The sequence below is a fragment of the Halomonas sp. 7T genome (assembly GCF_025643255.1).
GTDB lineage: Bacteria > Pseudomonadota > Gammaproteobacteria > Pseudomonadales > Halomonadaceae > Vreelandella.
This window is the reverse complement of record NZ_CP087112.1, coordinates 527106-551057: the sequence shown is the minus strand read 5'-3', so window position 1 is coordinate 551057 and position 23952 is coordinate 527106. Positions and strand designations below refer to the sequence as shown.

General features: G+C 53.7%; 25 protein-coding genes. 12 read left to right on the top strand and 13 right to left on the bottom strand.

What is annotated here, in order from left to right:
* Positions 1-66: 66 nt before the first annotated feature.
* Positions 67-960 carry a LysR family transcriptional regulator gene (locus tag LOS15_RS02560; protein WP_263069604.1) on the top strand — a complete coding sequence of 298 codons (894 nt, stop codon included), beginning with the start codon at positions 67-69 and terminating at the stop codon, positions 958-960.
* Positions 961-997: 37 nt separating this feature from the next.
* On the opposite strand, the gene LOS15_RS02555 is transcribed toward LOS15_RS02560, so the two are convergent.
* The 4 genes from LOS15_RS02555 to LOS15_RS02540 form a co-directional block, all read right to left on the bottom strand.
* Complete coding sequence (locus LOS15_RS02555; protein ID WP_263067903.1) at positions 998-1600, bottom strand: glutathione S-transferase family protein; 603 nt, start codon at positions 1598-1600, stop codon at positions 998-1000.
* A 129-nt stretch (positions 1601-1729) separates the two neighbouring features.
* The gene (locus tag LOS15_RS02550; protein ID WP_263067901.1) at positions 1730-2092 is read right to left on the bottom strand and encodes a ribbon-helix-helix domain-containing protein; all 363 of its coding nucleotides are present in this window, start codon (positions 2090-2092) and stop codon (positions 1730-1732) included.
* A 104-nt stretch (positions 2093-2196) separates the two neighbouring features.
* Positions 2197-2766: a DJ-1/PfpI family protein gene (locus LOS15_RS02545; protein WP_263067899.1), complete on the bottom strand. Its 570-nt coding sequence runs from the start codon at positions 2764-2766 to the stop codon at positions 2197-2199.
* A gap of 148 nt (positions 2767-2914) precedes the next feature.
* Entirely contained in the window at positions 2915-3544 is a 630-nt protein-coding gene (locus tag LOS15_RS02540) for an SDR family oxidoreductase (protein ID WP_263067898.1), read from the bottom strand.
* 224 nt (positions 3545-3768) lie between these two features.
* On the opposite strand from LOS15_RS02540, the gene LOS15_RS02535 reads away from it, so the two are divergent.
* The 5 genes from LOS15_RS02535 (at position 3769) to LOS15_RS02515 (ending at position 10380) form a co-directional block, all read left to right on the top strand.
* Positions 3769-4704, top strand: coding sequence for a glycerophosphodiester phosphodiesterase (locus LOS15_RS02535; RefSeq protein ID WP_263067897.1), 936 nt, complete (start codon positions 3769-3771; stop codon positions 4702-4704).
* Between the two features lie 305 nt (positions 4705-5009).
* Entirely contained in the window at positions 5010-5495 is a 486-nt protein-coding gene (locus LOS15_RS02530; RefSeq protein ID WP_411537381.1) for a hypothetical protein, read from the top strand.
* On the top strand, positions 5464-6675 hold the full coding sequence (locus LOS15_RS02525) for a hypothetical protein (protein WP_263067895.1): 1212 nt from the start codon (positions 5464-5466) through the stop codon (positions 6673-6675). The genes LOS15_RS02530 and LOS15_RS02525 overlap by 32 nt, the downstream gene beginning before the upstream one ends.
* A gap of 26 nt (positions 6676-6701) precedes the next feature.
* Entirely contained in the window at positions 6702-9575 is a 2874-nt protein-coding gene (locus tag LOS15_RS02520; RefSeq protein WP_263069601.1) for an EAL domain-containing protein, read from the top strand.
* Positions 9576-9582: 7 nt separating this feature from the next.
* Positions 9583-10380 carry a PEP-CTERM/exosortase system-associated acyltransferase gene (locus LOS15_RS02515; RefSeq protein WP_263067893.1) on the top strand — a complete coding sequence of 266 codons (798 nt, stop codon included), beginning with the start codon at positions 9583-9585 and terminating at the stop codon, positions 10378-10380.
* A gap of 56 nt (positions 10381-10436) precedes the next feature.
* On the opposite strand, the gene LOS15_RS02510 is transcribed toward LOS15_RS02515, so the two are convergent.
* Both LOS15_RS02510 and nfsA read right to left on the bottom strand, forming a co-directional pair.
* A complete protein-coding gene (locus tag LOS15_RS02510; protein ID WP_263067891.1) occupies positions 10437-11066 on the bottom strand; it encodes a hypothetical protein in 630 nt (209 codons plus the stop codon).
* An 82-nt stretch (positions 11067-11148) separates the two neighbouring features.
* Positions 11149-11880: an oxygen-insensitive NADPH nitroreductase gene (gene nfsA / locus LOS15_RS02505; protein ID WP_263067890.1), complete on the bottom strand. Its 732-nt coding sequence runs from the start codon at positions 11878-11880 to the stop codon at positions 11149-11151.
* 258 nt (positions 11881-12138) lie between these two features.
* Here nfsA and LOS15_RS02500 point away from each other — a divergent pair, with 258 nt between their 5' ends.
* The gene (locus tag LOS15_RS02500) at positions 12139-12906 is read left to right on the top strand and encodes a class I SAM-dependent methyltransferase (protein ID WP_263067889.1); all 768 of its coding nucleotides are present in this window, start codon (positions 12139-12141) and stop codon (positions 12904-12906) included.
* An 87-nt stretch (positions 12907-12993) separates the two neighbouring features.
* Here LOS15_RS02500 and LOS15_RS02495 read toward each other — a convergent pair whose 3' ends face one another.
* On the bottom strand, positions 12994-14055 hold the full coding sequence (locus tag LOS15_RS02495; RefSeq protein WP_263067887.1) for an NAD(P)-dependent alcohol dehydrogenase: 1062 nt from the start codon (positions 14053-14055) through the stop codon (positions 12994-12996).
* A 198-nt stretch (positions 14056-14253) separates the two neighbouring features.
* Here LOS15_RS02495 and LOS15_RS02490 point away from each other — a divergent pair, with 198 nt between their 5' ends.
* Positions 14254-15147: an AraC family transcriptional regulator gene (locus LOS15_RS02490; RefSeq protein WP_263067886.1), complete on the top strand. Its 894-nt coding sequence runs from the start codon at positions 14254-14256 to the stop codon at positions 15145-15147.
* Between the two features lie 26 nt (positions 15148-15173).
* Here LOS15_RS02490 and LOS15_RS02485 read toward each other — a convergent pair whose 3' ends face one another.
* Positions 15174-15599 (bottom strand): VOC family protein, encoded by a 426-nt coding sequence (locus tag LOS15_RS02485; protein ID WP_263067885.1) that lies wholly within the window; start codon positions 15597-15599, stop codon positions 15174-15176.
* A gap of 215 nt (positions 15600-15814) precedes the next feature.
* Here LOS15_RS02485 and LOS15_RS02480 point away from each other — a divergent pair, with 215 nt between their 5' ends.
* Positions 15815-16033, top strand: coding sequence for a DUF3820 family protein (locus LOS15_RS02480; RefSeq protein WP_263067884.1), 219 nt, complete (start codon positions 15815-15817; stop codon positions 16031-16033).
* 10 nt (positions 16034-16043) lie between these two features.
* Here LOS15_RS02480 and LOS15_RS02475 read toward each other — a convergent pair whose 3' ends face one another.
* Positions 16044-16397, bottom strand: coding sequence for a hypothetical protein (locus LOS15_RS02475; RefSeq protein ID WP_263067883.1), 354 nt, complete (start codon positions 16395-16397; stop codon positions 16044-16046).
* Positions 16398-16505: 108 nt separating this feature from the next.
* Here LOS15_RS02475 and LOS15_RS02470 point away from each other — a divergent pair, with 108 nt between their 5' ends.
* A complete protein-coding gene (locus LOS15_RS02470; RefSeq protein ID WP_263067881.1) occupies positions 16506-17276 on the top strand; it encodes a DUF1499 domain-containing protein in 771 nt (256 codons plus the stop codon).
* A 105-nt stretch (positions 17277-17381) separates the two neighbouring features.
* On the opposite strand, the gene LOS15_RS02465 is transcribed toward LOS15_RS02470, so the two are convergent.
* Together LOS15_RS02465 and LOS15_RS02460 are read right to left on the bottom strand one after the other, a co-directional pair.
* Positions 17382-19502 (bottom strand): methyl-accepting chemotaxis protein, encoded by a 2121-nt coding sequence (locus tag LOS15_RS02465; RefSeq protein WP_263067880.1) that lies wholly within the window; start codon positions 19500-19502, stop codon positions 17382-17384.
* A 46-nt stretch (positions 19503-19548) separates the two neighbouring features.
* Positions 19549-20703, bottom strand: a complete 1155-nt coding sequence (locus LOS15_RS02460; protein WP_263067878.1) for an ABC transporter substrate-binding protein — start codon at positions 20701-20703, stop codon at positions 19549-19551.
* A 236-nt stretch (positions 20704-20939) separates the two neighbouring features.
* On the opposite strand from LOS15_RS02460, the gene arfB reads away from it, so the two are divergent.
* Both arfB and LOS15_RS02450 read left to right on the top strand, forming a co-directional pair.
* On the top strand, positions 20940-21353 hold the full coding sequence (gene arfB, locus LOS15_RS02455; protein WP_263067877.1) for an alternative ribosome rescue aminoacyl-tRNA hydrolase ArfB: 414 nt from the start codon (positions 20940-20942) through the stop codon (positions 21351-21353).
* A 57-nt stretch (positions 21354-21410) separates the two neighbouring features.
* Positions 21411-21623 carry a DUF1289 domain-containing protein gene (locus LOS15_RS02450; RefSeq protein WP_263067876.1) on the top strand — a complete coding sequence of 71 codons (213 nt, stop codon included), beginning with the start codon at positions 21411-21413 and terminating at the stop codon, positions 21621-21623.
* A 30-nt stretch (positions 21624-21653) separates the two neighbouring features.
* Here LOS15_RS02450 and LOS15_RS02445 read toward each other — a convergent pair whose 3' ends face one another.
* Both LOS15_RS02445 and LOS15_RS02440 read right to left on the bottom strand, forming a co-directional pair.
* The gene (locus LOS15_RS02445; protein WP_263067875.1) at positions 21654-22706 is read right to left on the bottom strand and encodes a proline racemase family protein; all 1053 of its coding nucleotides are present in this window, start codon (positions 22704-22706) and stop codon (positions 21654-21656) included.
* Positions 22703-23884 carry an alcohol dehydrogenase catalytic domain-containing protein gene (locus LOS15_RS02440; RefSeq protein ID WP_263067874.1) on the bottom strand — a complete coding sequence of 394 codons (1182 nt, stop codon included), beginning with the start codon at positions 23882-23884 and terminating at the stop codon, positions 22703-22705. The genes LOS15_RS02445 and LOS15_RS02440 overlap by 4 nt, the downstream gene beginning before the upstream one ends.
* Positions 23885-23952 lie beyond the last annotated feature (68 nt).

Genomic DNA, 23952 nt, shown 5'->3' with positions numbered 1-23952 from the left:
TGAGAAGAAAAATCGATAAGATGGCAACCACCTGTGAGTTTTACGCAACTATTGGAAGAGGCACCCATGCACCACAGCCTGCCGCCCTTAAGTGCGCTACGCGCCTTTGAAGCCACTGCCCGGTTAGGCAGCGTAACCGCCGCCGCCGACGAGCTAAGCGTGACCCACGGCGCGGTAAGCCGCCAATTAAAGAGCTTAGATGAGCACTTTGGCGTGGCGCTGTTCACCAAAGCGGGGCGTGGGCTAGTGCTCACCCACCACGGCGAACGGCTGCAAAGTGGCGTGGGGGATGCCTTCGCAAAACTGAGAGATAGTTGCACTTTGCTCAAGCATGAGGTGGAAGAAGCGCCGTTTACCCTGGCTTGCCCCGGCAGCCTGCTGGCCCGCTGGCTGATTCCTCGCCTAGACCGTTTAAACCAAGCGCTGCCGGAGCTAAAGCTGCAAGTGGTGGTGAGCGATTCCGAGCAGCCCGGCACGCCTTCAGACGCCAGCGCGACCCTGGCATTCTCTGCGCCGCCCTGGCCTAGCGATGTGGAAGTGATCGAACTCATCCCTGAAGAAATTTGCGCGGTACTCAGCCCGCGTTTGGCAGAGGCGTGCGATGCTACTGATCCCGCTTCGCTGTTTACCAATAAACTGCTGTATACCGCCTCGCGCCCTCAAGCCTGGCCCCAGTGGGCAGCCGCCCAAGGGCTTGCGCCCGCCGCACTAGAGGCCGCGCTCAAACAGGGCCAAGGCTTCGCGCACCTTTATTACTTAATGGAAGCCGCCGTGGCGGGCCTGGGCGTGGCTATTGCCCCTAGGCTGCTAGTGGAGGATGATCTGAAAAGCGGAAGGCTAGTCACCCCCTGGGGCAGCATTGAAACCCCGGCAAGGCTCTGCCTGTGGCTACCCAAACACACCAACGCCCGCCGCAGCGAATCGTTGGCTAACTGGTTTAAGGAAGAACTGAAGGCATAGCAGCGATGCACTCGCTGCTGCTATTAAGCAAGGCTGATTATGCAAAGGCGGTGCTCTGGAAGCTTTCTCGCGCCACTACCTTAGCGTGCCATGCCTGAAGCTGCGGATATGTTTCTTGCCAGTTCACCTCGGGCAGCCTGAACGCTAAATAGTCCAACGCTACCGCCGTGGAGATGTCGCCAAGGGTGAGTGATTCGGTTAGCTGGTTTTCGTGAAGCTCATCGCTAAGCTGCTTTGTCAGGCGCTGAATAGCACGCTGGCGCCTTACGCCAAGTTCGCTTTGATCAATCTCAGCACCATAATGTTTTCGAGCGATCACCGTAGTGAAGGAGGCATCCATTAGGTTTTGCCCCAGCCCGGCTAAACGCAACACCTCAGCGCGTTGGGCAGCAGGGACAATCGGCGAATTCGGGTGCTGCGCATCCAGGTAAACCGCGATCAGCAGCGACTCACTAAGCGCTGTGCCGTCACTGGTGATGAGTACGGGAATTCGTCCAGCGGGATTGACTGCCAGCAGCGCGGGATCATCTGCCCAGGGGTCGCACCAGCGCAGCGTCACATCCTCCATGAGCCCTTTTTCCAGCAGGATGATGCGCGCCATACGCGCATAGGGGGACGTTGCGTTTAGAAAGAGTTCCATATTTGCCTCGTTGAGATAGCCTTTAAACTGACCCTACCGCTGATGTGGTTCAGAAGCTACCGACGAGGCAATCACCCGCGCTGACCTTTACGTTCACTCTTTAGTAAGCAGCCCTTTACCTGCTCTCTATTAGTGGACTTGATTAACGCCGCCGCGCCGTTCGCGAGCGAGAATCTCCTCTGCATCCAGCGTAGCGATGGGCACCTCTTGATAACTGGGAATATCCCCCGTTAACTGGAGCGCTTGGTAGCGTAACGCGCATACGCGCAGAAATGAGGTGAAGTTCCCCAAATCGTGCCCCGCATCAATGGATTCATGGTAAAGGCGAGTAATCATCTGGGCGGTGTTCATCCCATCGCGCTGCGCGATTTCCTCTAGAAGGTGCCAGAAGTAATTCTCCATTCTCACACTCGTTACCATGCCATCGATGCGCAGCGAGTGGGTGGCGCTTCGCCATAGCTCGGGATCGGCTTTGATAAACAGTTTACACATGGGGGTTCTCTTTACGTTCAGGCCTCATCTCAGGATAGCGAGCATCATGAAAAGCGCCCAGCAAGAGACTGGGCGCCCTCTCACGGTGCGGCCACCTTTGCGGCCTACTTATTCAGCAAGGCCATGAACTGAGCAAGCCACGCAGGGTGAGCAGGCCAAGCAGGCGCTGTCACTAAATTGCCATCGGTAACGGCATCGGTGACATCTAGGTTGGCGAAGTGGCCCCCTGCAAGCTCCACTTCCGGCTGGCAGGCCGGGTAAGCGGAACACTGCCTGCCTTCCAGCACCTTTGCGGCGGCTAGCAATTGAGCACCATGGCAAATAGCGGCGACGGGCTTGTCCGTCTCAAAAAAGTGCTGAACCATGGAGAGCACTTCTTTATCCAAACGCAGGTATTCTGGCGCACGCCCACCGGGTACCACCAGGGCATCGTAGTCGGCGGGATTGATGCTCGCAAAATCGGCATTAAGGGCAAAGCGGTGACCGGGCTTTTCTGAATACGTCTGATCGCCTTCAAAATCATGGATCGCGGTAGCCACCGTATCTCCCGAGGTTTTTCCAGGGCATACTGCATCGACACGATGGCCCACTGCCATTAATGCCTGAAAAGGCACCATGGTTTCGTAGTCCTCAGTGTAGTCGCCGGTAATCATTAAAATTCGTTTACTGCTCATCTCTATGCTCCTTATCGTTATTCGTTGAGTCACTGAGCACACGCAGAGCGTGTAGAGATAAAATTAGCAAGAAGCTTTAACAGGTGGGTATTAGCCCCTTACTACAGCGTCATTACCAGCGATTTGATCCATGAATCCGCGCGTCAGCTTAGCCAATAAGCTCACCGATGGGGCGCTTGCCATCTAACAGCAGGAACTCTTGATTCACCACATTGGGGGTTTGCACAACATGCAGAAGCGCATGAGCGACATTGGCCCGGGAAATTTGGTTATCGCCAGCCTCTTCTACGGTGCTCGCAAATTGCCGGCTTGCACCTTCATCCGTCAAACGCCCTGGTTTAAGAATCACATAAGGAACTTTACTGTTCGCTAGATGCGCATCAGCGGCAAATTTCGCCGCCATGTAGGGGCGCATTTTTTCCGGCGCTTCCAGCGGTTTTTCAGAGCGCATCGCGCTAATCATGATGTAGCGGGAAAGGCCTTTTTGACTCGCAAGATCGGCGGCGCGAATGGCCCCGTACAAGTCGATCAACAGCGTTTTATCAGGTCCGGTGTGGGGGCCTGAGCCCGCAGTGAAGACCACTTGGTCGCAGCCTTCAAACGCATGTTCAAGCTCGCCTTCTAAATCAGCGATGACGGTTTCAATGCCGCGTTCTTTAAACCAGCCCGCCTGCTCTTCGCTGCGAATCATCGCCTTAACGGGTTCGCCTGCCTGCTGCGCTAATTCGCAGAACTGTTTGCCAATTTGTCCGTTGGCACCAATCACTAACGTTGTCATAACGTCTCCTTGTGCGTTGCTATCTTTTTAACTGGCTACCTAACATGGGTGCAGGCACACAGCGGAAATTCAACCCATAGGCGCATTGCCTCCCCATCTTGGCCCTATCTAACTTAGACGCTTTAACAACGTTTTTACACATTGGCTGCCAAGGGAGCGATGTTTGGCATTTTGCTGTTAGGGCAGGTAGGATAATTGAACAACCATTCAATTAAGGAGTTTCTATGCAACGTCATCCAATGATTGCTGCTCTATCGCTAGGTCTTTTCGCTGGTGCTGCCACCACTTCTGCGCTGGCTGAAGCCACCCCGCTGGAGCAACAGCTAAAAGATCTCGAATCTTTTCAGGTCATTGCGCACCGGGGCGCTAGCGGCCACGCGCCAGAAAGCACCCTGGCAGCCTACGAGCTGGCTCATGAATGGGGCGTTGATTATTTGGAGCTGGATGTTCAAATAACCGCCGACGGTGAGCTGGTCGTGTTTCATGATGATGCGATTGACCGCACCAGCAGCGGTGAGGGCACAATTAATGACCACACTCTGGAAGAGTTAAAAGCGCTAGATACTGGCTCTTGGTTCAATGAAGCTAATGCCGATAAAGCAGATGCCGAGTTTGAAGGCGCCCAAATTCTCACGTTAAGTGAGCTGTTTGAGCACTTCGGACATGATGCGCGTTATTACATTGAAACCAAGTCGCCGCAGTTAAACCCGGGGTTGGAAGAAGCCCTGGTTGAGTCATTAGAAGCCCACGATATGATTGAGACAGGGCGCGTACTGGTTCAATCATTTGAGCAAGACAGCCTGCTTAAAATGCGCGAGTTAAATGAGAACGTGCCACTCATTCAACTGGTGTGGTACCACACTAATGAAGAGGATGATTCGCAGCTACAAGAGTGGACAGGCGTCACACCGGGACCGGCTGAGATTACTGATGAAGACTTCCAAGCCGTCGCTGAATACGCAGCGGGAATCGGAACTAACGTCACTTACGATGGAAACGACGTTATTGATGCAGACTTTATTAGCCAAGCACAGGCCAATGGTTTGCCCGTGCATATTTACACGATCAACGAGCCAGACGAAATGCAGCGCTTGCTGGACTGGGGCGTTAACGGGCTGTTTACAGACTACCCTGACCGCCTGCTTGAACTCGTTGAGTAAGCCTGTGCGGTAGAGGAATGAAACGCTCGGCCTTTGCCGAGCGTTTTCGTTATGTAGGCTTTATGTCATGTAATAATGATACGTTTTGTGTATCGGTTAATGCTCTATCGATGGTGTAGTGTTTCTAGGTGTATCCGGTTGTGTCGGCCTAATTATTTTGTAGTTTCCGTTAATAAAAAATACCGATAAGCTCCTCACACAAGGGCTTTTGAAAACACGGCTGCAAAGGAGAAACGTTATTTACGCATTCACATCTTCCGTGTGGGCAAAGCCTGCAGAGTGCATGGCTTGGCGCTTAATGGGCAATGACTAGACGCTCAGCGCCGTTCTGTTTTTTTAGTGCCACACGCAAGCCGTTTGCTTGGGTCACCATCTGCTTAATGCTTGCGCTGTTCCCAGGGTTTACAAAAGCCCAGTCGATCGCCGATGAAAGCGTGATTGTATTAGTGGCACATCCTGACGTGCCCACCCGCTGGCTAACTCGGGATACCGCCCGCGCGATATTCGCCATGCGCCAACGCTCTTGGCCAGATGGCCAAGCCGTACAGGTGTTTGTGCTATCCAATCGCGACCCCGTCCATCTACGCTTTACCAAAGAGCAGCTCGCTGTTTACCCTCATCAGCTTCAATTGGCCTGGGATCGTGTGGTGTTTTCTGGCAGGGGACAAGCACCCAACCGTGTGCGCAACCTGACTGAAATGCAAGAAAAAGTGGCCAATACGCCCGGTGCGCTGGGATACCTTGAAAGGGAGTACCTGGATGAAAGCGTCCAAGTCATTTCAATGGAGTGATCACAAACTCGCCAAAACGCTGATGGCGTGCTTTGTGTCGTTAACGCCCCCAGCGGCTAGCCTCGCCGATGAGCACCTACTGGATACGCTGCAGGTGCACGGCTTTCTGAGCCAGGCACTTATCGTCACCGACGAGAACAACTTTTTTGGTCCAAGCAGTCAAAATGCGGGTAGTGCAGAGTTTACCGAGCTTGGGGTTAACGCATCGCTTCGTCCTCATCAAAATGTATTGGTGGCTGCCCAGTTACTAAGCCGCCGAGCAGGCGGTGACACCAGCGACGCGCGCCCTACATTAGACTACGGCGTGATTGATTATCAGATGATCTCAAACCAAGCGCGTACGCTGGGTCTACAGGCGGGCCGGTTTAAAAACCCGTTTGGCCTCTACAATCAAACCCGCGACGTGGCCTTTACACGGCCAAGCATTTTACTGCCTCAATCGATCTATTTTGACCGCACCCGGGCACTGGGGTTAGCCGCCGATGGTGTTAATGTTTATCTGGAAGAGCGCCTGCCATCAGGGACGCTGAGAGTCGTTAGCGGCGTTGGCCAACCACAAACAGGCTCCCTGCTCGCTAAACAGCTATTTGGTGATACTGACGCTCATGTCTCATCGTCATCGCTATCGGCCATTTCGCAGATTTTATATGAAGATCAGAACGGTAAGTTTCTTGCCGCTTTAAGCGCTGCCAACGTGAAGCTAGACGCTGACTTAGCAGGCAATGCTGCAGACTTTAGCTTTCAACCCTGGATCGCATCGTTGCAATACAACGAAGAGCTATGGAGCCTGACGGCTGAGTTCGCTCTGCGAAAACAGTCCCTCGAAGGCGATAATTTACCGCGAGATTTAGACATCACCGGCCATAGTTGGTACGTACAGTATCAGCGCCGCCTGACGCCCAGCTGGAGCTGGCTGGTAAGGTACGACAGCCTCGTTAACAATATTGATGACCGCTCGGGCCGCAAATACGAGCAGAGCGGCTTTGGGCCAGCCCATTCACAGTTTGCAGATGATGTAACGTTTGGACTTCAATGGACACCTAATGCCCGTTGGATGCTTGCAGGGGAGTACCACCACGTTAATGGTACCGGCTGGCTACCGTCCCAAGATAACCCTGACGCCTCAACCACTCGCCAGCACTGGAACATGCTGCTCTTTCAGCTTTCGCTGCGCTTTTAACGCGGCAAGACACCGGAGCGTCCGTGATGAAAGCGTTTGTGAATGTACGAGCACGACAACGGCTTAGCTTAACTTGGCGCGTCACGGCGCTTAGTAGCCTGCTGCTGCTGGTGCTAGTGGCGCTTTCCACATGGCTGGGGCACTACTATCTAACCCAGCAGTTTGAAAACAATCGCCTTTCACATCACGAACGCCAGCAGCGTGAAGTGCGCTTGGCGATGCAGCGCTCTGCGGACAATTTGCGCCAACTAGCAGGCTTAACAGCCGCCGCGCCTGATTTGGCTGAAGCATTAGCACGTCGCAGCGATTCCGCATTAGAGACCGCTCTAAATGCCCGCTGGCCAGCCTTACAGCTTGAAGCGGGCGTCGACGACGTATTTGTATTTGATACCCAAGGGCAGTTAGCTGGCCATTCAGGGGCTAGCGCCTCCCCTGCTGACCTCCCCTTAGAAAGCTGGATAGGTGAAGTATTAGCCACAGATTCCCCCATCAACACACTGCGCTGCGCCGACGACTGCCAGCAATTTGCGGCGGTGCCTATGCTGATGGAAGGCGAGAGTATTGGCACCGTAGTGCTCTCACGCTCGCTAGCGGATGTTACTCGCCAAGCGAAAGAGGTCTCCGGCAGCGAAATTGCGCTGTTGGTCATTGGCGATAGTGAGATCCCTGGGATTTTAGAAGAGCGCCGTTTACAAGATTGGAATGGCCATCTAGTCGCGCTGACTAATCGTGAACCTACCCTGTCACTCCTGCAAACTGTGGCGGCTGAAACACCTATTCATCCCTTAACAAATACGCCTTTCAAAACTGAGTATGCCAACCGTCAGTTAGAACTCGGCGCGATTTATATGGAGGATGATGCGGATTGGCGTAGCACTAGCTACTTCCTACTTATCTCCGATATCACGTCTCAGGTGGCTGCGATTACCTCCGCCACTAATACACTGCTTTTTGTTGGGGTAATGGGCTGGCTGGCGGCCCAACTACTGCTGTTAATTATTTTATTGGGGCCGATGGCTCGGCTGCGACGCGTTGCTGGCCTACTCCCCGCACTAGCCAATGGCCAATTTAGCCGTGTCACCGCTAAGTTGCCTCGCTCAACGCCGCGCCTTTCCAATGAAATTGATGTCTTGGAGCACTCTACCCGCGAACTCGCTTATCAGCTTGAATCGCTGGAAAACGCGGTACAAGAGCGCAGCAACCAGCTCGCAGAACGCATTGAGGAGCTCGCTACCGAGCGCGACTTCATCAGCAGCCTCTTAGATACCGCCCGGGTCTTTATCGTTGTACAAAACGCTGCCGGTCGCATCCAGCTGGTAAACGACTACACGCGGGAGGGGCTCGGCCTCAAGGATAGCGACCTGCTCGGTCGTCACTTTCTGGATATTTTTGATCAACACGATCCGTTGCCCCTCAGCCGCCGCACAACATCACAAACGGAGGGTAGCGAAACAGCCTCCCTTGAAGCGCCTTTGGATGCTCCCACTCAGGAAGAGAAAACGTTTCACACGGTTAATAATCGCCTGTACACCGTCGTTTGGTACCATGCCCCTTTAGCCAACCATCACAATGGCAGCGATGCCCGCATTTCAGTTGGATTAGATATCACCGAACGCAAAGCGGCCGAAGCACGCTTGACATGGCTGGCCGAACACGACCCGTTAACGGAGCTGTTCAACCGCCGCTACTTCCAGGATGCGCTGCTTAACTCACTTTCGCGTCGAAATGAGGGGGCCATTCTGCTGCTGGATCTTAACCAGTTTAAAGACGTCAATGAGCTTAGCGGCCACCATATTGGTGATCAATTACTCTGCAAAGTAGCGGAAACGCTATATGCTAATTTAGGCCAACGCAGCACGATTGCCCGCTTAGGCGGAGATGAGTTTGCACTGCTACTAGAGAGTGTTAACAGTCAGCATGCTATCCATATTGCCGAATATATCACCCAGCTGTTAGATGCTATTGGCTTTGTCAGTGCAGGCAGAAAACACCACATCTCTGCCAGCATCGGTATCGCCCTGTTCCCAAGCCATGGGCAAACCCCAGCAGACCTGCTCGCCAGTGCCGACATGGCGATGTACAAAGCGAAAGAGCGCGGCCAGCCCCACTGGTACCTGCAATCCCAAGAGGCGAATGCGAAAGACGAACTCCAAGAGCGCGTTTACTGGGTAGAGCAGCTGCATAGCGCGCTAGAAACAGACAGTTTTGAATTAATGGCGCAGCCCATTGTTCGACTGCAGGATCGCGATATCAAACATTATGAAGTGTTACTACGGATGCGAAACCCAGACGGCAGCTTAATCTCGCCCGACCATTTTATACCTATCGCGGAACAGAGCGGCTTAATTGTTCAGGTTGACCACTGGGTTATTAAACACAGCCTGCAGGCGCTTAAAAAACTACAAGAGCGCGGCATTTCACTCGCAGTCAATTTATCTGGGCAATCCTTACACGATTTAGGCTTAAGGCAGTACCTAATGAAAGAGTTGCGCACCAGTGGCGCAGACCCGCACCACCTGATTTTAGAAGTCACCGAAACGGCCGCGATTACCGACTTTTCCACGGCACGTAATGTGCTTCAAAGCCTTCGCGATTTAGGCTGCCGCACCGCGCTGGATGATTTTGGTATCGGCTTTAGCAGCTTCCATTATCTGGGCCAGCTACCCGTTGATTACATAAAAATAGACGGTTCGTTCATTCGCAGCCTGCTGACTAACCCCGATAGCCACACCATTGTGAAAGCGATAGCAGACATCGCCAAAGGTTTTGGAAAGCAGGCTATTGCTGAGTATGTTGACCAGGAAGCATTAACACCTATTCTTAAAGAGTACGGCATCACGTATGGACAAGGCTTCCACTTGGGTAAGCCAGAAAGGTTAGTGCAACTGCTAAAGGAATAACGTAGCCGTGAATAAACCGACCATTATTAGCACTATTAAGCCTCCCACCACCACCCCCGAAGACCTCAAACAACACACTTTTTCACCCGAGCTTTTTGATAGCCATTTCTCTTTAATCATTGCGCAAACCAACGCTGAAAAAACACGCGCCTTTTCACTTCGTCATGCCGTTTTTAACGAAGAGCTTAATTACAATATGGGTGACACGCGCCATCAAAATATTGAAAAAGACATTCACAATCAGCACTCAATACTCTGTCTACTGCACCATAAGGATACCGGTATTGATGTGGGGTGCGTGCGTATCGTACTGATCAACAAGCAGCGCCTTTCCTCTTCGCCCAGCCTTCCTCTGGAAGAGTATTATGATAAAAGCCTTTTTACCTCGCACCAACATCCACGTTACTTCTCATCTGAAAGCGTTTGTGAAGTTTCGCGTTTAGCGGTACACCCTGCCTTTAGAAGGAAAAGCGCCACGGATATTCACAACCATGAAAGCAGTATTCGTGAAAGCCCAGCGCTGGTTAGTTTGAGTTTATTTCTAGCCGCGACAGCCGTTGTAGGGATTACGCAGCGCCACCATGTTTTTGCGATGCTTGAGCCAAAATTTCACCGTTTGCTTGGTGCTTCAGGTCTGCACTTCCAACAGGTAGGCGAGCTCATTCACTACTGCGGTGAAAGGGCCGCCTTTTATATCGACCAGCGGGCAGCTGAACTCCGCTTACCAGCGCCACTTGTCCCCCTCTATGCGCTGATTAAATCCAGCGTAGCGACCCAGCTAGCACAGGCAGCCCCCCTACACTGAGTGACGCCTCACCACTTTGAGCTGAACACTGCCCCTAAGCCAGCCCTTGCCCAGGGCTAAGAAGCATGTTGCTGTTTAAAATCCTGCACCGTTACGCTGGCAAACTTCTCCAGAAAAAACACCAAGGTTTCGGGATGTTTGAAACGCTGTTCAAAGGCTTCGTGCTGCTCGTGCGTGCGGCGTGTAATGCGCGCCTTGTACTCATCACCCTCCTTACTGACGTTGACGCTATTTTCCCGTTCACCCTCGCGATGAACCGCAGTTAACGGCATGGAGGTCTCCAGCAGTGCCGACAATTGGCGAGCAGCTGCCTGCTCTTCTGGCGTTGCCCACAGCGGTTGGTCACGGTTGCCGTAGTGGTAAAGCAAAATCACTAGCAATACTGAAAACACCGTGCTGGTCAGCATCCAGGTTAGCTCTATATTCGCCACTGGCATGGTAAAAATCACCACCAGCTGTAATACCGCCCCAATGGCCAATAGGATGGCAAAAGGCCGCCACATGCGCGGATTCATAAAGCCCCGTTTTAAGATGTAACCCCATAGGCCCACCACAGCTAATGCCCCCAATGCTAGATGAGCGATAGCAAGCGGTGTGCCCCCACCTGAAAACAGTGCAACCACACCCATGATAGGGATAAGCGTATAAAAACCAGCTAAGAGATAGTAGGCGCGCGTGAGCGTCATTGATGGCTCCTTTTATAGTTTTTAGTGCCGCTGTTTGCTATGCACCCCAGCTGGGCAGGTTGAAGCTATGCCGCTTATTGCATTATTTCATTTCAAAGCCTCGCTTCACCAAGAAATCGCGCATATGGGGGCGTAGCTTGTCGTCAAACAGTGGCTTTAAGTTATGGGACCAGTCGGTATTCTTATTGCTACTGCTCCGCGCTTGGTAGTAAGCCTGCATGGTGGAATCAAAGGCATGTACCAGCTCAGAGTCTTCAGTGTAGTAGTCTTCTTTTAAAATCGCTTCTACGGGCAGACGCGGTTTTATTTCTGGCTCGTGCGCTGGGTAACCAAGACATAAACCAAATACCGGATAAACGTGCTCAGGAAGGTGCAACAGGTCGCTAATCTGCTGAGGGTTATTGCGAATACCACCGATATAGCAAATACCTAGTCCTTCAGACTCTGCAGCGACCACCACATTTTGCGCCATCAACGCGGTATCTACCGTGGCGACCAGCAACTGCTCGGTCATACCCCGTTCAACGTTGGCGCCCGTGCGGGCCGATGCTTCTGTTGGGCGTTTCATATCAGCACAAAATACTAAAAATGCTGCGCAGCTAGCGACATACCCTTGCCCACCCACCAGCTCGGCGATCTGCTCGCGGTTAGCGGCGTCTTTAACATGAATCACGGTATAGGCTTGCACATGGCTTGAGGTCGCCGCGCTTTGTCCCGCTTGAATCAGCTCAAGCAGCAACCCACGGGGTATTTCCTGGTCGCTAAATTTTCGAATGGAGCGGTGGGACTGCAGTAATTTAATAACGTCGTTCATGGTGTCTCACTTATCAGTAGGGGGATATCAATCAGCAGCTAGAGCTAGGCACAGCTTCGGCCTCTTTATGATGTGTCGTTGAGTCGGCTTTAACAGCGGGGTACGGCAGCCGTTTACTTGACCAGCGTACGCGGCCACTTTCAAGCCACATGGACAAATACCCTCGTTAATCAGTTGTTTCTTAGCTAATAAGTTATCCCGTGTAGCGCTATACTGCTGGGTATGGAATTAATGGAATAACGTTACCAGGAAGCCACCATGTCTTACAGCTCACACACACCGTCAGGGCAGGAATGGAATGCCAGCCACTATGCGGAAAATGCTAGCTTCGTTCCCAAACTGGGAGGCGAGGTGTTAAAACTTTTAGCCCCGCAAGCGGGCCAGCGCATATTGGATATTGGCTGTGGTGATGGTGCATTAACCGAGCGTATTGCCCAAGCAGGGGCGGATGTATTAGGTGTCGATGCATCGGAGCAGATGGTGGATGCTGCACGCCAGCGGGGCCTGAATGCCCGCGTCGTTGATGCCCACCAGTTACCCTTTGATCATGAGTTTGATGCGGTATTTAGCAATGCGGCATTACACTGGATGCTCGACCCACAAAAGGTGCTTGCTGGCGTGAAGCGTGCGCTAAAACCGGGTGGGCGCTTTGTGGCAGAGTTTGGCGGCCACGGCAATGTAGCGGCTATTTGCACCGCACTCATAGCTTCGCTGCAGTTTCGCGGTATCAGTTCACACGGGCGCCATCCGTGGTATTTCCCTACCACGCAAGAGTATGCCCACCTGCTGCAAACGGTAGGGTTTCATGTCGACTCTATTGAGCTAATCCCCCGCCCAACGCCGCTGCCTACGGGTATGGCGGGCTGGCTTAAAACCTTCGCCAGTCCCTTTCTGCATAACTTAGACGAAGACCTGCAAGAGGCCATTATTGATAATACGATGAGCCTTCTTGCCCACAGCCTAAATGATGGACACGGCAACTGGACAGCTGACTATGTCCGGCTGCGTGTCTCCGCACACGTCTAATATCACGAGTTTTACAGTACCGCACTTAACAAAACCCACCGTTTTGCAGGCGGTGGGTATGCATTGATGGCGCTATTTACACAGGGTTTACAGAGGAGCGTCTTTCAGCGTCGCCATATCAATGACAAAGCGGTAACGCACATCGCCTTTCTCCATGCGCTCAAAGCCTTCGTTAATGTTATTAATATCTAACATCTCGATATCACAGGTGATGTTTTGCTCAGCACACAGCTGAAGTAGCTCTTCAGTTTCAGCAATGCCACCAATCAGAGAGCCCGCCACTACGCGGCGCTTAAATACCAAGTTAAACGCTTCAATCGCAGGCTCGATAGGCTCTAGCAAGCCCACCAGAATGTGGGTGCCATCGTACTTCAGTGAGGTCAGGTAGGGATTCAGGTCGTGCTGTACCGGAATGGTATCGAGCATAAAGTCGAAGGAGTCTGCGACCACTTTCATCTGCGCTTCATCGCTAGAAACCACCACGTGGTCGGCACCGTTGCGCTTGGCCTCTTCTACTTTAGCGTCTGAACGGGTAAATACGGTAACTTCAGCTCCCAGCGCTTTCGCAAGTTTGACGCCCATATGACCAAGGCCGCCCATGCCAATCACGCCTACTTTGTGGCCTTTGCCAACGTTAAAGTGCTTGAGGGGCGAATAGGTCGTGATGCCCGCGCACAAAATGGGCGCCGCAGAGGCGAGGTCGATACCAGCAGGCATTTGCAGCACAAAGTGCTCGCTAACCACGATCGCATCAGAATAGCCGCCTTGCGTTAAGGTACCGTCCTGGCGGTCGGGGCTGCCGTAGGTCATGGTGAAGCCTTCCGTGCAGTACTGCTCTACGCCGTCTTTACACGCGGAGCAGGTACGGCACGAATCAACCATGCAGCCGACACCGACCAAATCACCGGCTTTGAAGCGCGTTACGTCGCTACCCACAGCGGTCACTCGGCCAACAATTTCATGCCCGGGCACCACTGGGTATTGGCTCATACCCCAATCGTTACGGGCAAAATGCAGGTCACTGTGGCAAACACCGCAGTAGAGGATTTCAATAGCAACGTCGTCGGCACGTGGCTCGCGACGATCAAAGGTAAACGGTGCCAGCGGTTTGTCGGCAGAAAACGCCGCGTAGGATGTTGCTTGGCTCATACAAACTCCTTTTTAAAACGTTCCGAATATGCGGAAGTGTCGTTCCATTATTCGCTGCTAACGGAGAGATAGCGATGAGCGAAGCTACGTTTTTTTTGCTCATTTCTCTCTTTATGTGCAATAAAATAACAAAAAATAGCTAAAAAACATCATAATTGTCGATTACTACTGACGTCACATCACGAAGGGGGAGCAGCCTTGACTAGCACAGCGCATACGGGCAGCGCGCTCGCTGAATTAATCAAACCATTAGTGAGCGGGAACGGGATAAATGCGTCTCGACTGGCACGGGTGGGGTTACTCTGCCTGGGGCGTCATCAGGAGCGTACTCCATTAATGTACGATCCCAGCTTAATTATCATTGCCCAGGGCCGTAAAGTGGGTTACCTGGGCGACCGTGAGATCCATTACAACCCGGGCCACTATCTCGTGCAGACGCTACCCATGCCTTTCGAGTGTGAAACCCATGGTTCACCGGATACGCCGTTGCTCGGCATCTCTGTCAAGCTGGACCCCGCGTTACTCAGTGAAATGGTGACTGCCATGGGAGAGAGTCGCCTGCCCCCAACGCCCCCTAAGCCCATGGCGTCTGTTGCGATGACCGAAGGAATGCAAATGGCGATGCTGCGCTTAGCTCACACGCTGCATGACGACCTTGAGTGCACGCTGATGGGCGATGCCCGCATCCGGGATGTGGTATTTGAAGCGCTAAAAGGGGAGCAAGGCCCCGCCCTGCGAGCACTGGTAACAGGGCATGGGCACTACGCACGCATAGTGCAGATACTCTCGAAGCTTCACGCGCAGTTTGCTGATGATTTTAGCGTCGAACAGCTCGCCCAACAGGCGAACATGAGCGTATCAACGTTTCATCAGCACTTTAAGCAGATTACCCGCTCATCGCCTGCCCAATATTTAAAGCGGCTGCGCCTGATTAAAGCGCAGCAACTCATTTTGCAAGATAGTCACAATGTGAACCAAGCCGCACTGGCCGTGGGATACCGCAGCGTGCCTCAGTTCAGCCGAGACTATAAGCGCTACTTTGGCGAGTCACCGTTACAGCATAAGCGCCAGGAACAGGCACTACGTGCATAGATAGTCGGCCTCAATAGGCGGTAGGCTTACTTGGCAAATATCTGGCTTTTATCTTTAAACGCTTTGAACTCAAGGGCGTTACCGCAGGGGTCGAGTAGAAACATGGTGGCCTGCTCGCCGACTTCGCCTTTAAAGCGAATATAAGGCTCGATGATAAAATCGGTGTCTCGTTCTTTTAAGCGCTCGGCCAGTGTTTCCCACTCATTCCACTCTAAAATCACGCCAAAATGAGGCACCGGCACGTTATGACCGTCCACGGGGTTGGTGTGGGCGCTCTCTTGACCGGGGGTTTTGGGATGCTCGTGAATCACTAGCTGGTGGCCGAAAAAGTTAAAATCGACCCAGTGGTCGCTAGAGCGCCCTTCTTCAAGGCCAAACACATCGTTATAAAACGCGCGGGCAAGCGCCACGTCGTAGACTGGAATCGCTAAATGGAAAGGGGAAAGGCTCATGATTATCTCCTGTTACGTTGGCGTTATTGAGGTCGACTTCATTGTACGATTGATTCACCGCTACGCTAGATCATCGCATAAAGCGATCCGTTGGCTCACTATCCCAGCGCCCGCTATGCGAAAATAAACATCCTAATGAAGATAAACATCTTCGCTTTTTCGCTAACTCAACATGATGCTTGCCCACGCGGTTAATCAAGCACGGACGTTATCTTATGCAACCTGAAGACCTTGAAAAACTCGTCACCCGGACGATGCCTTTTGGAAAGCACCACGGCTGGATTATTGCCGACCTACCTGGGCCTTATCTCAACTGGTTTGCGCGGGAGGGTTTTCCTGCAGGAGAGATTGGCCAGCTTCTTCAGTTAATGCATGAAATTGACCATAACGGCTTAAGCGATCTGCTTGAGCCACTGCGCAAAAGAACCTATTAATCTATAGCGTTTAATCTATAGTGTTCAGCGCCCGCTCACGCTCTTCGGCATAACGCGCGTGATGTTGCTCAACATCCTCAGGAAATCGGCCTAGCGCCACCGCTTTTTCAAAAAAGCCCACGGCGGGCAAGTGATCACCTCGGCGGCTAACCACCAGCGCGGCAATCATTGGCTGCCCGGCGGCAACATCTTCTTCCATTAGCTGTTCAAGCGCTTGGGCAACACGCTGAATAGTGCCTGGTGGTTTGAGTCCTAACGCAATCGCTACTTGCTGATAGGTCATGGGCAGCTTAGCGCGAGGCATACTGAGTAGAAGTGAGCGCACCTGGGGCGCTAAGGCGGCGCTTGTATCGCGTTGAGTCATCGTTGTGGCGTACTCTCTTTGTCAGGTTAATCAGCACACCATGGAAGCGATGGTGATGCTTAAGACACTCTCTAGGTATGTTAACGCGATAGACGCTAGGAAAAAGGCATGACTCAACGATTAAACACCTCGCAACGATCTAAAGGCGGTTTCTGGCCAACGCTATTGGCCTGGGTAAGCGTTTTAACGCTTTTTATTGCTGTTCTGTTGATGGCGGGCGCTGGCCCGGCTTACCGCTGGCAACTGCTTGGACTTGGCGAGGCATTCGCATTACTACGTAACGGCGTATACGCCGCTGCAGGTGCGATGCTGCTCAGTGTGCTACTGCTGGTGGTAAGTGGCATCACCCGCCGCTTTCGTGCTGGGGTGGTAGCGGTAGTGGTGATGGCAGCTACCCTGGCGCTGCTTTATTCACCGTGGCAACAGTGGCAGCGAGCGCAGCAGGCCCCTGTGATTCACGACATTACGACCGACATGCAAAATCCTCCCGTCTTCACTGCCTTAAAAGACGCCCGCGAAGCGGCACCTAATGCAGTGGACTACCCCGGCGAGGCCACCGCTCGCCAGCAGCGGGCGGCGTATCCTAACGTGCAGCCGCTCGTGGTCGACGGCCCTGTCACGCGCGTTTTAGCGGCAGCCCAAGCGGAGGTAGAAGCATCTGGCTGGCAGGTGGCGGCAATTACCGAGAACACCCTTGAAGCGACCGCCACGACTCAATGGTTTGGCTTTGAAGATGACGTGGTAATACGCCTAACCGAGCAACAAGACGCTGTGCGTGTCGATATGCGCTCTGCCTCTCGGCTAGGCGCCAGTGACATTGGCACCAATGCCCAGCGAATCGAGATATTTCTAACAGCACTGCGTGAACGCTTAGAGTAAACAGCCCAGAACGGTGCCGTATACGCCTGATAAAAAAGCCCGCCGCTTGCGAAAGCGGCAGGCTTGCCTAGTGGTTATCTTGCTATGTAGCGTGGCAAACAAGGGTTAAACGGGCGGCTGCAGGCGCACCTGCTCCTCTGGCTGAGGCAATGAAGCAGGGCGCTGACCCGTACTCGTGACCTGGAAACGGCTGACCAGAGAGTGCATCTCCCCCGCACGCTCGTCCAGCGTGTGGCTTGCGCTAGAGGCTTCTTGTACCAAGCGTGCGTTTTGGTGCGTCACTTGATCCAGCTGCGAAATCGCCTGGTTGATTTGGACGATGCCGGCGGACTGCTCTTGAGTAGCATCGGCAATCTCCGTCACGTAGCGGGTCACTTCCGTCAGGCTATCGATAATATCCTGCAAATGGTTGCTGGACGCGGTGACCAACTGTTCGCCTTCGCTCACTTTTTTAACGCTGTCATCTACCAAATGGCGAATTTGCGCCGCCTCTTCAGCGCTGCGCCCGGCAAGCTTACGCACTTCTTGCGCCACAACGGCAAAACCGCGTCCCTGCTCGCCTGCCCTGGCCGCTTCTACGGAGGCATTAAGCGCCAACAGGTTCGTTTGAAACGCGATGTCGTCGATCGCTTTAATAATCGAGGTGATTTTTTCACTTGATTGACGAATGTCACTCATCGCTTCGGTGGTGCGCTTGGCGACTTCTCCTGCCGAACGCGCCCGATGGTCAACGCCACCGCTGGCGCCTTTGGCCTGCTCAGCATAGTCGGCCGTTTGCTTCACCGTGGCGGTAATCTGCTCAAGGCTTGATGCTGTTTCGGCCAGAGACGCCGCCTGTTGGTCGGTACGCTGAGAAAGGTTTTCGTTACCCGCCGCAATTTGACGGCTACTCGCCGCAATGGCCTCAGCACTTTCACGAATTTGCGCCACCATGCTCTCAAAGGTATCCATCATGCGGTTGAAGGCCTGCGCAGCTTGGCCTACCTCATCGTTGCGCTCTAACGCCAAGCGCATTGAAAGATCTGCATTCTTACCCGCAGCACCGCTAATGCTCTCCATTTGCTGACGCATAGCGACCAGCGGCCCTAGCACGCGAACCAGGGTGCGCCAGCCGAAAATAGCGAGTAGCGCGATAACCCCTAACGTGACCGCAATCAATAGCGTGCGGCCAGCATTCGCCAGCGTCTCGGCGTCGCTGCTGGCGGTAGCCGCCTGCGTCACAATGGAGGCTTCAAGCTCGCCAAGAGCAGCGCGCATATCACGCGTTGCTTGAGAAACGCGGGTAAGCGCCGCCTGAACCTGATCATTAAGCACAAGCTGCTGCTGACGTAGCGCAAAAACCGAATCAGGATCTTCCACCATCAGCCCATTGAGCGAGAGTAGCACCGTATTAAGCTCGTTGATCATCGCTCGCTGATCCACTTCCGTGCTGGGCGCCTCCGCAATCGCGCTCAACGATTGGCGAGCCAGCGCCACTTGCTGTGAAATCTCGTTATTGCGTAAATTCACTAGCGCATCAACGTGATTGACCTGCATCATTTGACGCCCAAGGTCAGAAAGCATTGCCACAGCCATACGCGCATTACCGCTAAGTCGACCAATATCGGCCCGTGGAGCAAACATATCGTCGAGTAACTGGGTGGGCAGCGACGTGGTGCCCTCTTCACGCCATGCCTCCATGAGATCGCGCAGGCGCCGTTCGTGACGCACTTGATCCAGCGCGGCGCGGCCAGCCAGGTCATCTGCACTCAGCATTACGTTGGTAATCGCAGCTTCCATTTGGCTAATCTGCGACGTCATCTGTATCTGTAAGCTGAGGGCTTCTCGGCGCGCAGCTTCGAGCGCTTCATCGCCTGCGAGCAGTGCCTGGTAATGGCTATCGAGCGCCGTTAATTGGCTTCTTTGCTCTGGCTGTTCAATTCGCGCTAAGCCTTCACGCGCTTGACTGAAACGTTCATTTAACGCGCTGCGGGGGGTTACCTCAGCCAGCGCTGTTTCGTTTTGTACCGCCAGCAAATCCGCATGACGCTGACCAAAGGCCCCCATTGCCAGCACCATGCTGCGACTAGCATCCTGCAGTGGCAAGACATCGCCGGTGATATAGCGCTGAGCATTAATAAGCCGCTGGTTCGTTGCCCAGCCGGTGGCAGCAAGTACAACTGCACCCAACACCGCCGCTATGAAAAGGCTAATTAACATAGCGCGGATACTTAAAGATTTTTTCATTTCAGGTGTTCGCTTATGTCAGGAATATAGTGCAGTAAATGCGTTACTACCGAGCAACGGTTGACCAGTCCACCGGTTCAAAACGGCCGTTGCGAATAATTGTCGGCCATACTGCATCACTTGCTTGATGGTCGTTAGGCCCCAGGCTAAGGGCTTCCCCTAACCCGATATCCACGCTGCCTAACCCTAACAAGCCATCAATAATCGCTTCGCGGGTTGGGTGATTACCCGCCGCTTTTACACCCTCCACCAATAGCTTCGCCGCAAGATAACCTTCCAGGGAGATAAAGTCTGGCTCAACACCTGGCTGATAGGTTGATAGTGCTTGGCGATACGCGTCAACGGCGGGCAAATCCGCATCTAGAGGCGGGACCACTTGCGTCACAATCACGCCTTCAGCGTGGTTGCCCAGCGACGCCAGCAACGCTTGGCTACCCACAAACGACACATTAAGAAAGACGGCTGACGGCAAATCGCGCTGGGCTTCGCGTATAAAATCCGCCGCTGGGCCGTAGGTGCCGACAATAATAATTGCCCGAGGGGCCACCGGTGCTTGAAGGATACTGGCTAACCCCTGGTGAATATTTCGCGTACCCCGGGTAAACCGGCCATGAGCTAAGCGCGAGGTCTGCGTAAAACCATGTCCTTCAAGCGCTCGGATGGCACCGCTGTAGCCCGCATCGCCAAAGCTGTCGTTTTGGGTGAAGAAGGCGATCTCTTCCGGCTGGATGCCCGCTTCAAGTAAGCCATCAATCATGGCGGCGGTTTCTTGTAAGTAGCTGGCGCGAAAGTTAATCACATAGCGGTCCGGCGGTGAGCGGCGTAAAATCCCAGCCCCTGTAAACGCGCCGTATAGCAGTGTTTTATGTTCGTTATAAATAGGAATGGTAACAGCGGCCGTCGGCGTACCGACATTGCCAATGGCCGCGAGTATGTGCTCTTCGCTAACCAGTTGACGAGTATGCTCTGCGGCTTGCAGGGGGTGGTATTGATCATCGAACGTCGTGAGCGTTAGCCGCTTACCATTAACGCCACCGGAGGCATTCACCTCGGAAAAGTAGGCCTCTATACCCTCCTGCATCCCTATACCCAGCGGCGCTGCGCTGCCACTAGCGGGAGCGACGAGACCAAAGGTTAACTCTGCCTGAGCCAACGGAGAAAAGAGCATCCCCACCACTAACCATACGCTTATTCGCCGCATTGGGCCGTCCCCCTATTTTTAAATTGAGATCGTGAGCACTGCCGCCAAATTGGCTGCCCACGCTGGTACCTGAATGAAACTTTTTTAATTATGGCGGGAGAATATACGACTTAATCTACATTAGCGTTAAACGCTGCGTAGCAAAAAGTAATTTATTGTTTTGCCGGTAGGGGCTTAAAAACGCCAGAGAGTAAATATGCTAGCCTTACTGGCTACATGTGGTACAGAGGAACGCAATGCTCACTATCTCAAATAGCGTGACGCTGGCGGATTGGGAAATTGATATTAGCCAAATTCGCGCCCAAGGTGCAGGCGGCCAAAACGTCAATAAGGTCGCTTCTGCGGTTCATTTACGCTTTGACATTCACAGCTCGACCCTGCCGCCCATCTACAAAGAACGCCTGATGGCGCTCTCTGATCAACGGATCAGCAAAGAGGGCGTGATTATTATTAAGGCGCAAAGCTACCGCACACTTGAGCTCAATAAAGAGGATGCTCTGGCTCGCTTAAAAGCGCTGATACAAAGCGCCACTAAGCAGCACAAAGTGCGTCGCCCTACCAAGCCGACCAAAGGCTCCCAGCGGCGCCGGGTAGATCACAAAACGCGTAAGGGCAAAACCAAATCGCTGCGTGGTAAAGTGCCGGTTTGACACGCTGTGTTAGTTCGCCACTGACTGCGCCTACCTTTACTCCATTGAGCATTGACCATGTCACCACCTACCCGCCCCCTGTCGCCTTGTATCCAAGTATGTAAGATCGAACCAGTGGCTTCGCAATATAAAGGTCTATCTCAAGAACTTTGCCAAGGGTGTGGACGTACACTCGATGAGATTGCCTGCTGGGGCAGCATGACCGAAGCAGAGAAAGCGCCCGTCTGGGAAAGACTAGAGCGCGAAGGGTATGTCAAAACATCCCAGTAGATTCACGCTCTTGGCTATCCGCTAATGCGCCTATTGCGATGGCGTCGTGTGACGGTCGCTCAGAATAGGATGCAGTTCGCCACAGGCCACCATCGGATCGTCACAATTGATCACTATCTTTGATTCTGCCAGCACATAGCTGCGCCCCGTAATGGTGTTTTCCACCACTTGGTAAACGCCCTCCTGGTGCGTACCGGTAAATGTACCGATAAACCCGGTTTCTCGCAGCGACACCGTTTCTAGCTTATCACCTACCGTTAACCGACCCTCGTGGTTCATCAGCGCCAAGCGGGCTGAGGTTCCGGTTCCCGTGGTGCTACGGCAGATAACCCCAGGATGCACATAGGTGGTCGAGCGTGAGCGGATATAGCCTTCGGCCACCTGCTCTTCTGGCCCCATAAAGTGCAAAAATGGCAGCGGCCCTACGTCGCCCAAGGTGTAATGAGAAAAGCCACGCTGGGCTTTGATCGCTTCAACGATTTTATAGGCGCAGGCCGCTAGGGCCTGCTCTTCGTCTCGTACTAGTTTAAACCCCAGGGCCTCGGCATCGACCAGGGCGTAAAAACCACCGCTATAAGCAATCGAGTAAGTCACGTTGCCAATGCTTGGCACGTGAATGGTGTCACGGTAGGTATCGATATAGCTGGGCAGGCCTTCGCATGTCACCCACTCCACAACGCCGTTACGCACGCTCGCTTCAATTTGCACCAGCCCCGCGGGCGCTTCTAGCTTAAAGCGCTGGATGCCCTCTTGCTTGGGCACAATACCAGTCTCTAGCACGGCCGTTGCGGTGCACAGGGTATTGGAGCCTGAATAGATCGGATAGCCCATCACTTCCATGATGATATACCCCGCCACGGCCTCAGGGTTTGTGGCAGGCACCAGTAAATCCACCGACATCTCGGGAATGCCGTAGGGCTCTTCCAGCAACAAGCGTCTGAGGCCATCGGCATCGTCACGCAGATACTCCATCTGCTCACGGACCGTGGCGCCGGGCAGCGTATCAATACCGCCGGTCACAATTCGGCTAACATCGCCACCGGCATGCGTGTCTAACAATTGAATCGTGTGGAGGTGTTTCACGAACCCAACTCCTTGGCAGGGGTGATGGCAAACGGTGCGCCGTGCATGTTCCACTGGGCATCAGGAACAATTACGATTTTGCCTAGATAGTTACTGCCCCGGTTTACAAAATAGCGCTCGGCTTGGTGTAAGTCAGAGAGTTTGAACGCACCGTGCAAAACGGGTTTGAGATTGCCATTGCGTATCCATTCGATCAGCTGCTCTGCCTCTTCACGAGTGCCGTGGGACACACCAAAGATTTGCACCTGATACAGATAAATACGGGTCCACATAATTTCACTGATATTGCCGCCGCTAGCCCCAGCAATGGAGAGCCGTGGGTAGGTAGTGCGGCGCTGCATATCGCCGATCATGGTGTCGATGAACAGGTCGGTCATGTCACCGCCCACTAAGTCCATCACCGCATCAATGGCATGGCCTTCGGTGGCTGCCAGCACACGCTCGACAAACGATGGCAGATCGCCACGGTCGATGACCGCCTCCGCACCGAGCGTGCGCAGCGCCTCGGCTTTATCGCGCTGGCTAACCGCGTAGGGGATAGCTCCCACAATGCGGCATAGCTGAATCAATGCCGTGCCGACGCCACCGCTAGCGCCGCTCACAAGCACGCGCTCGCCAGCACGCACGTTGGCGGCAGTCATCATATGGTAGGCCGTTTGGTAGGAGCACATGCCCATGGCCGCCAGCTCTGCATCGTGCAGCTCCGGGTTAGCCACGTGATGGAACTGATCGGCGGGCACCGCCATGTACTCAGCATAGCCACCGTCCGCTCCGTGGCCGTAGTAGTCCGGCGTGAGGTTGATATCACGACGCTCATCAGCGTAGATGTTGAAATCCAGCAGGCCGCGCTCGCCAATGCGGCGCTCATCTACCCCCTCCCCTACGGCAACGACGCGCCCCGCCACATCAGCGCCCTGGATACGTGGAAAGGTAAGTGTCGGCGAGCCGCCCATCGCAAACGAGGTCACTTCCTCTTTACCCTTGGTGGGGTACAACCCTTCGCGGGCTTTACGGTCCGTGTTGTTTTTCGCGGTGGCCGTCACCTGAACCAACACCTGACCAGGGCCGGGCTGAGGCGTACGTACATCTTGATGGTACTGCAGTTGATCAACGTCGCCGTGGCCCGTTAACAGCATGGCAGACATTGTTGCTGGCACAGCGCTAGCTACTTCGCTCATAGGCTGACTCCGATAAATGACCGTGTTGACTACCTGCCTGACAAAGTAGCAAATTTCGCCCGCGTCAC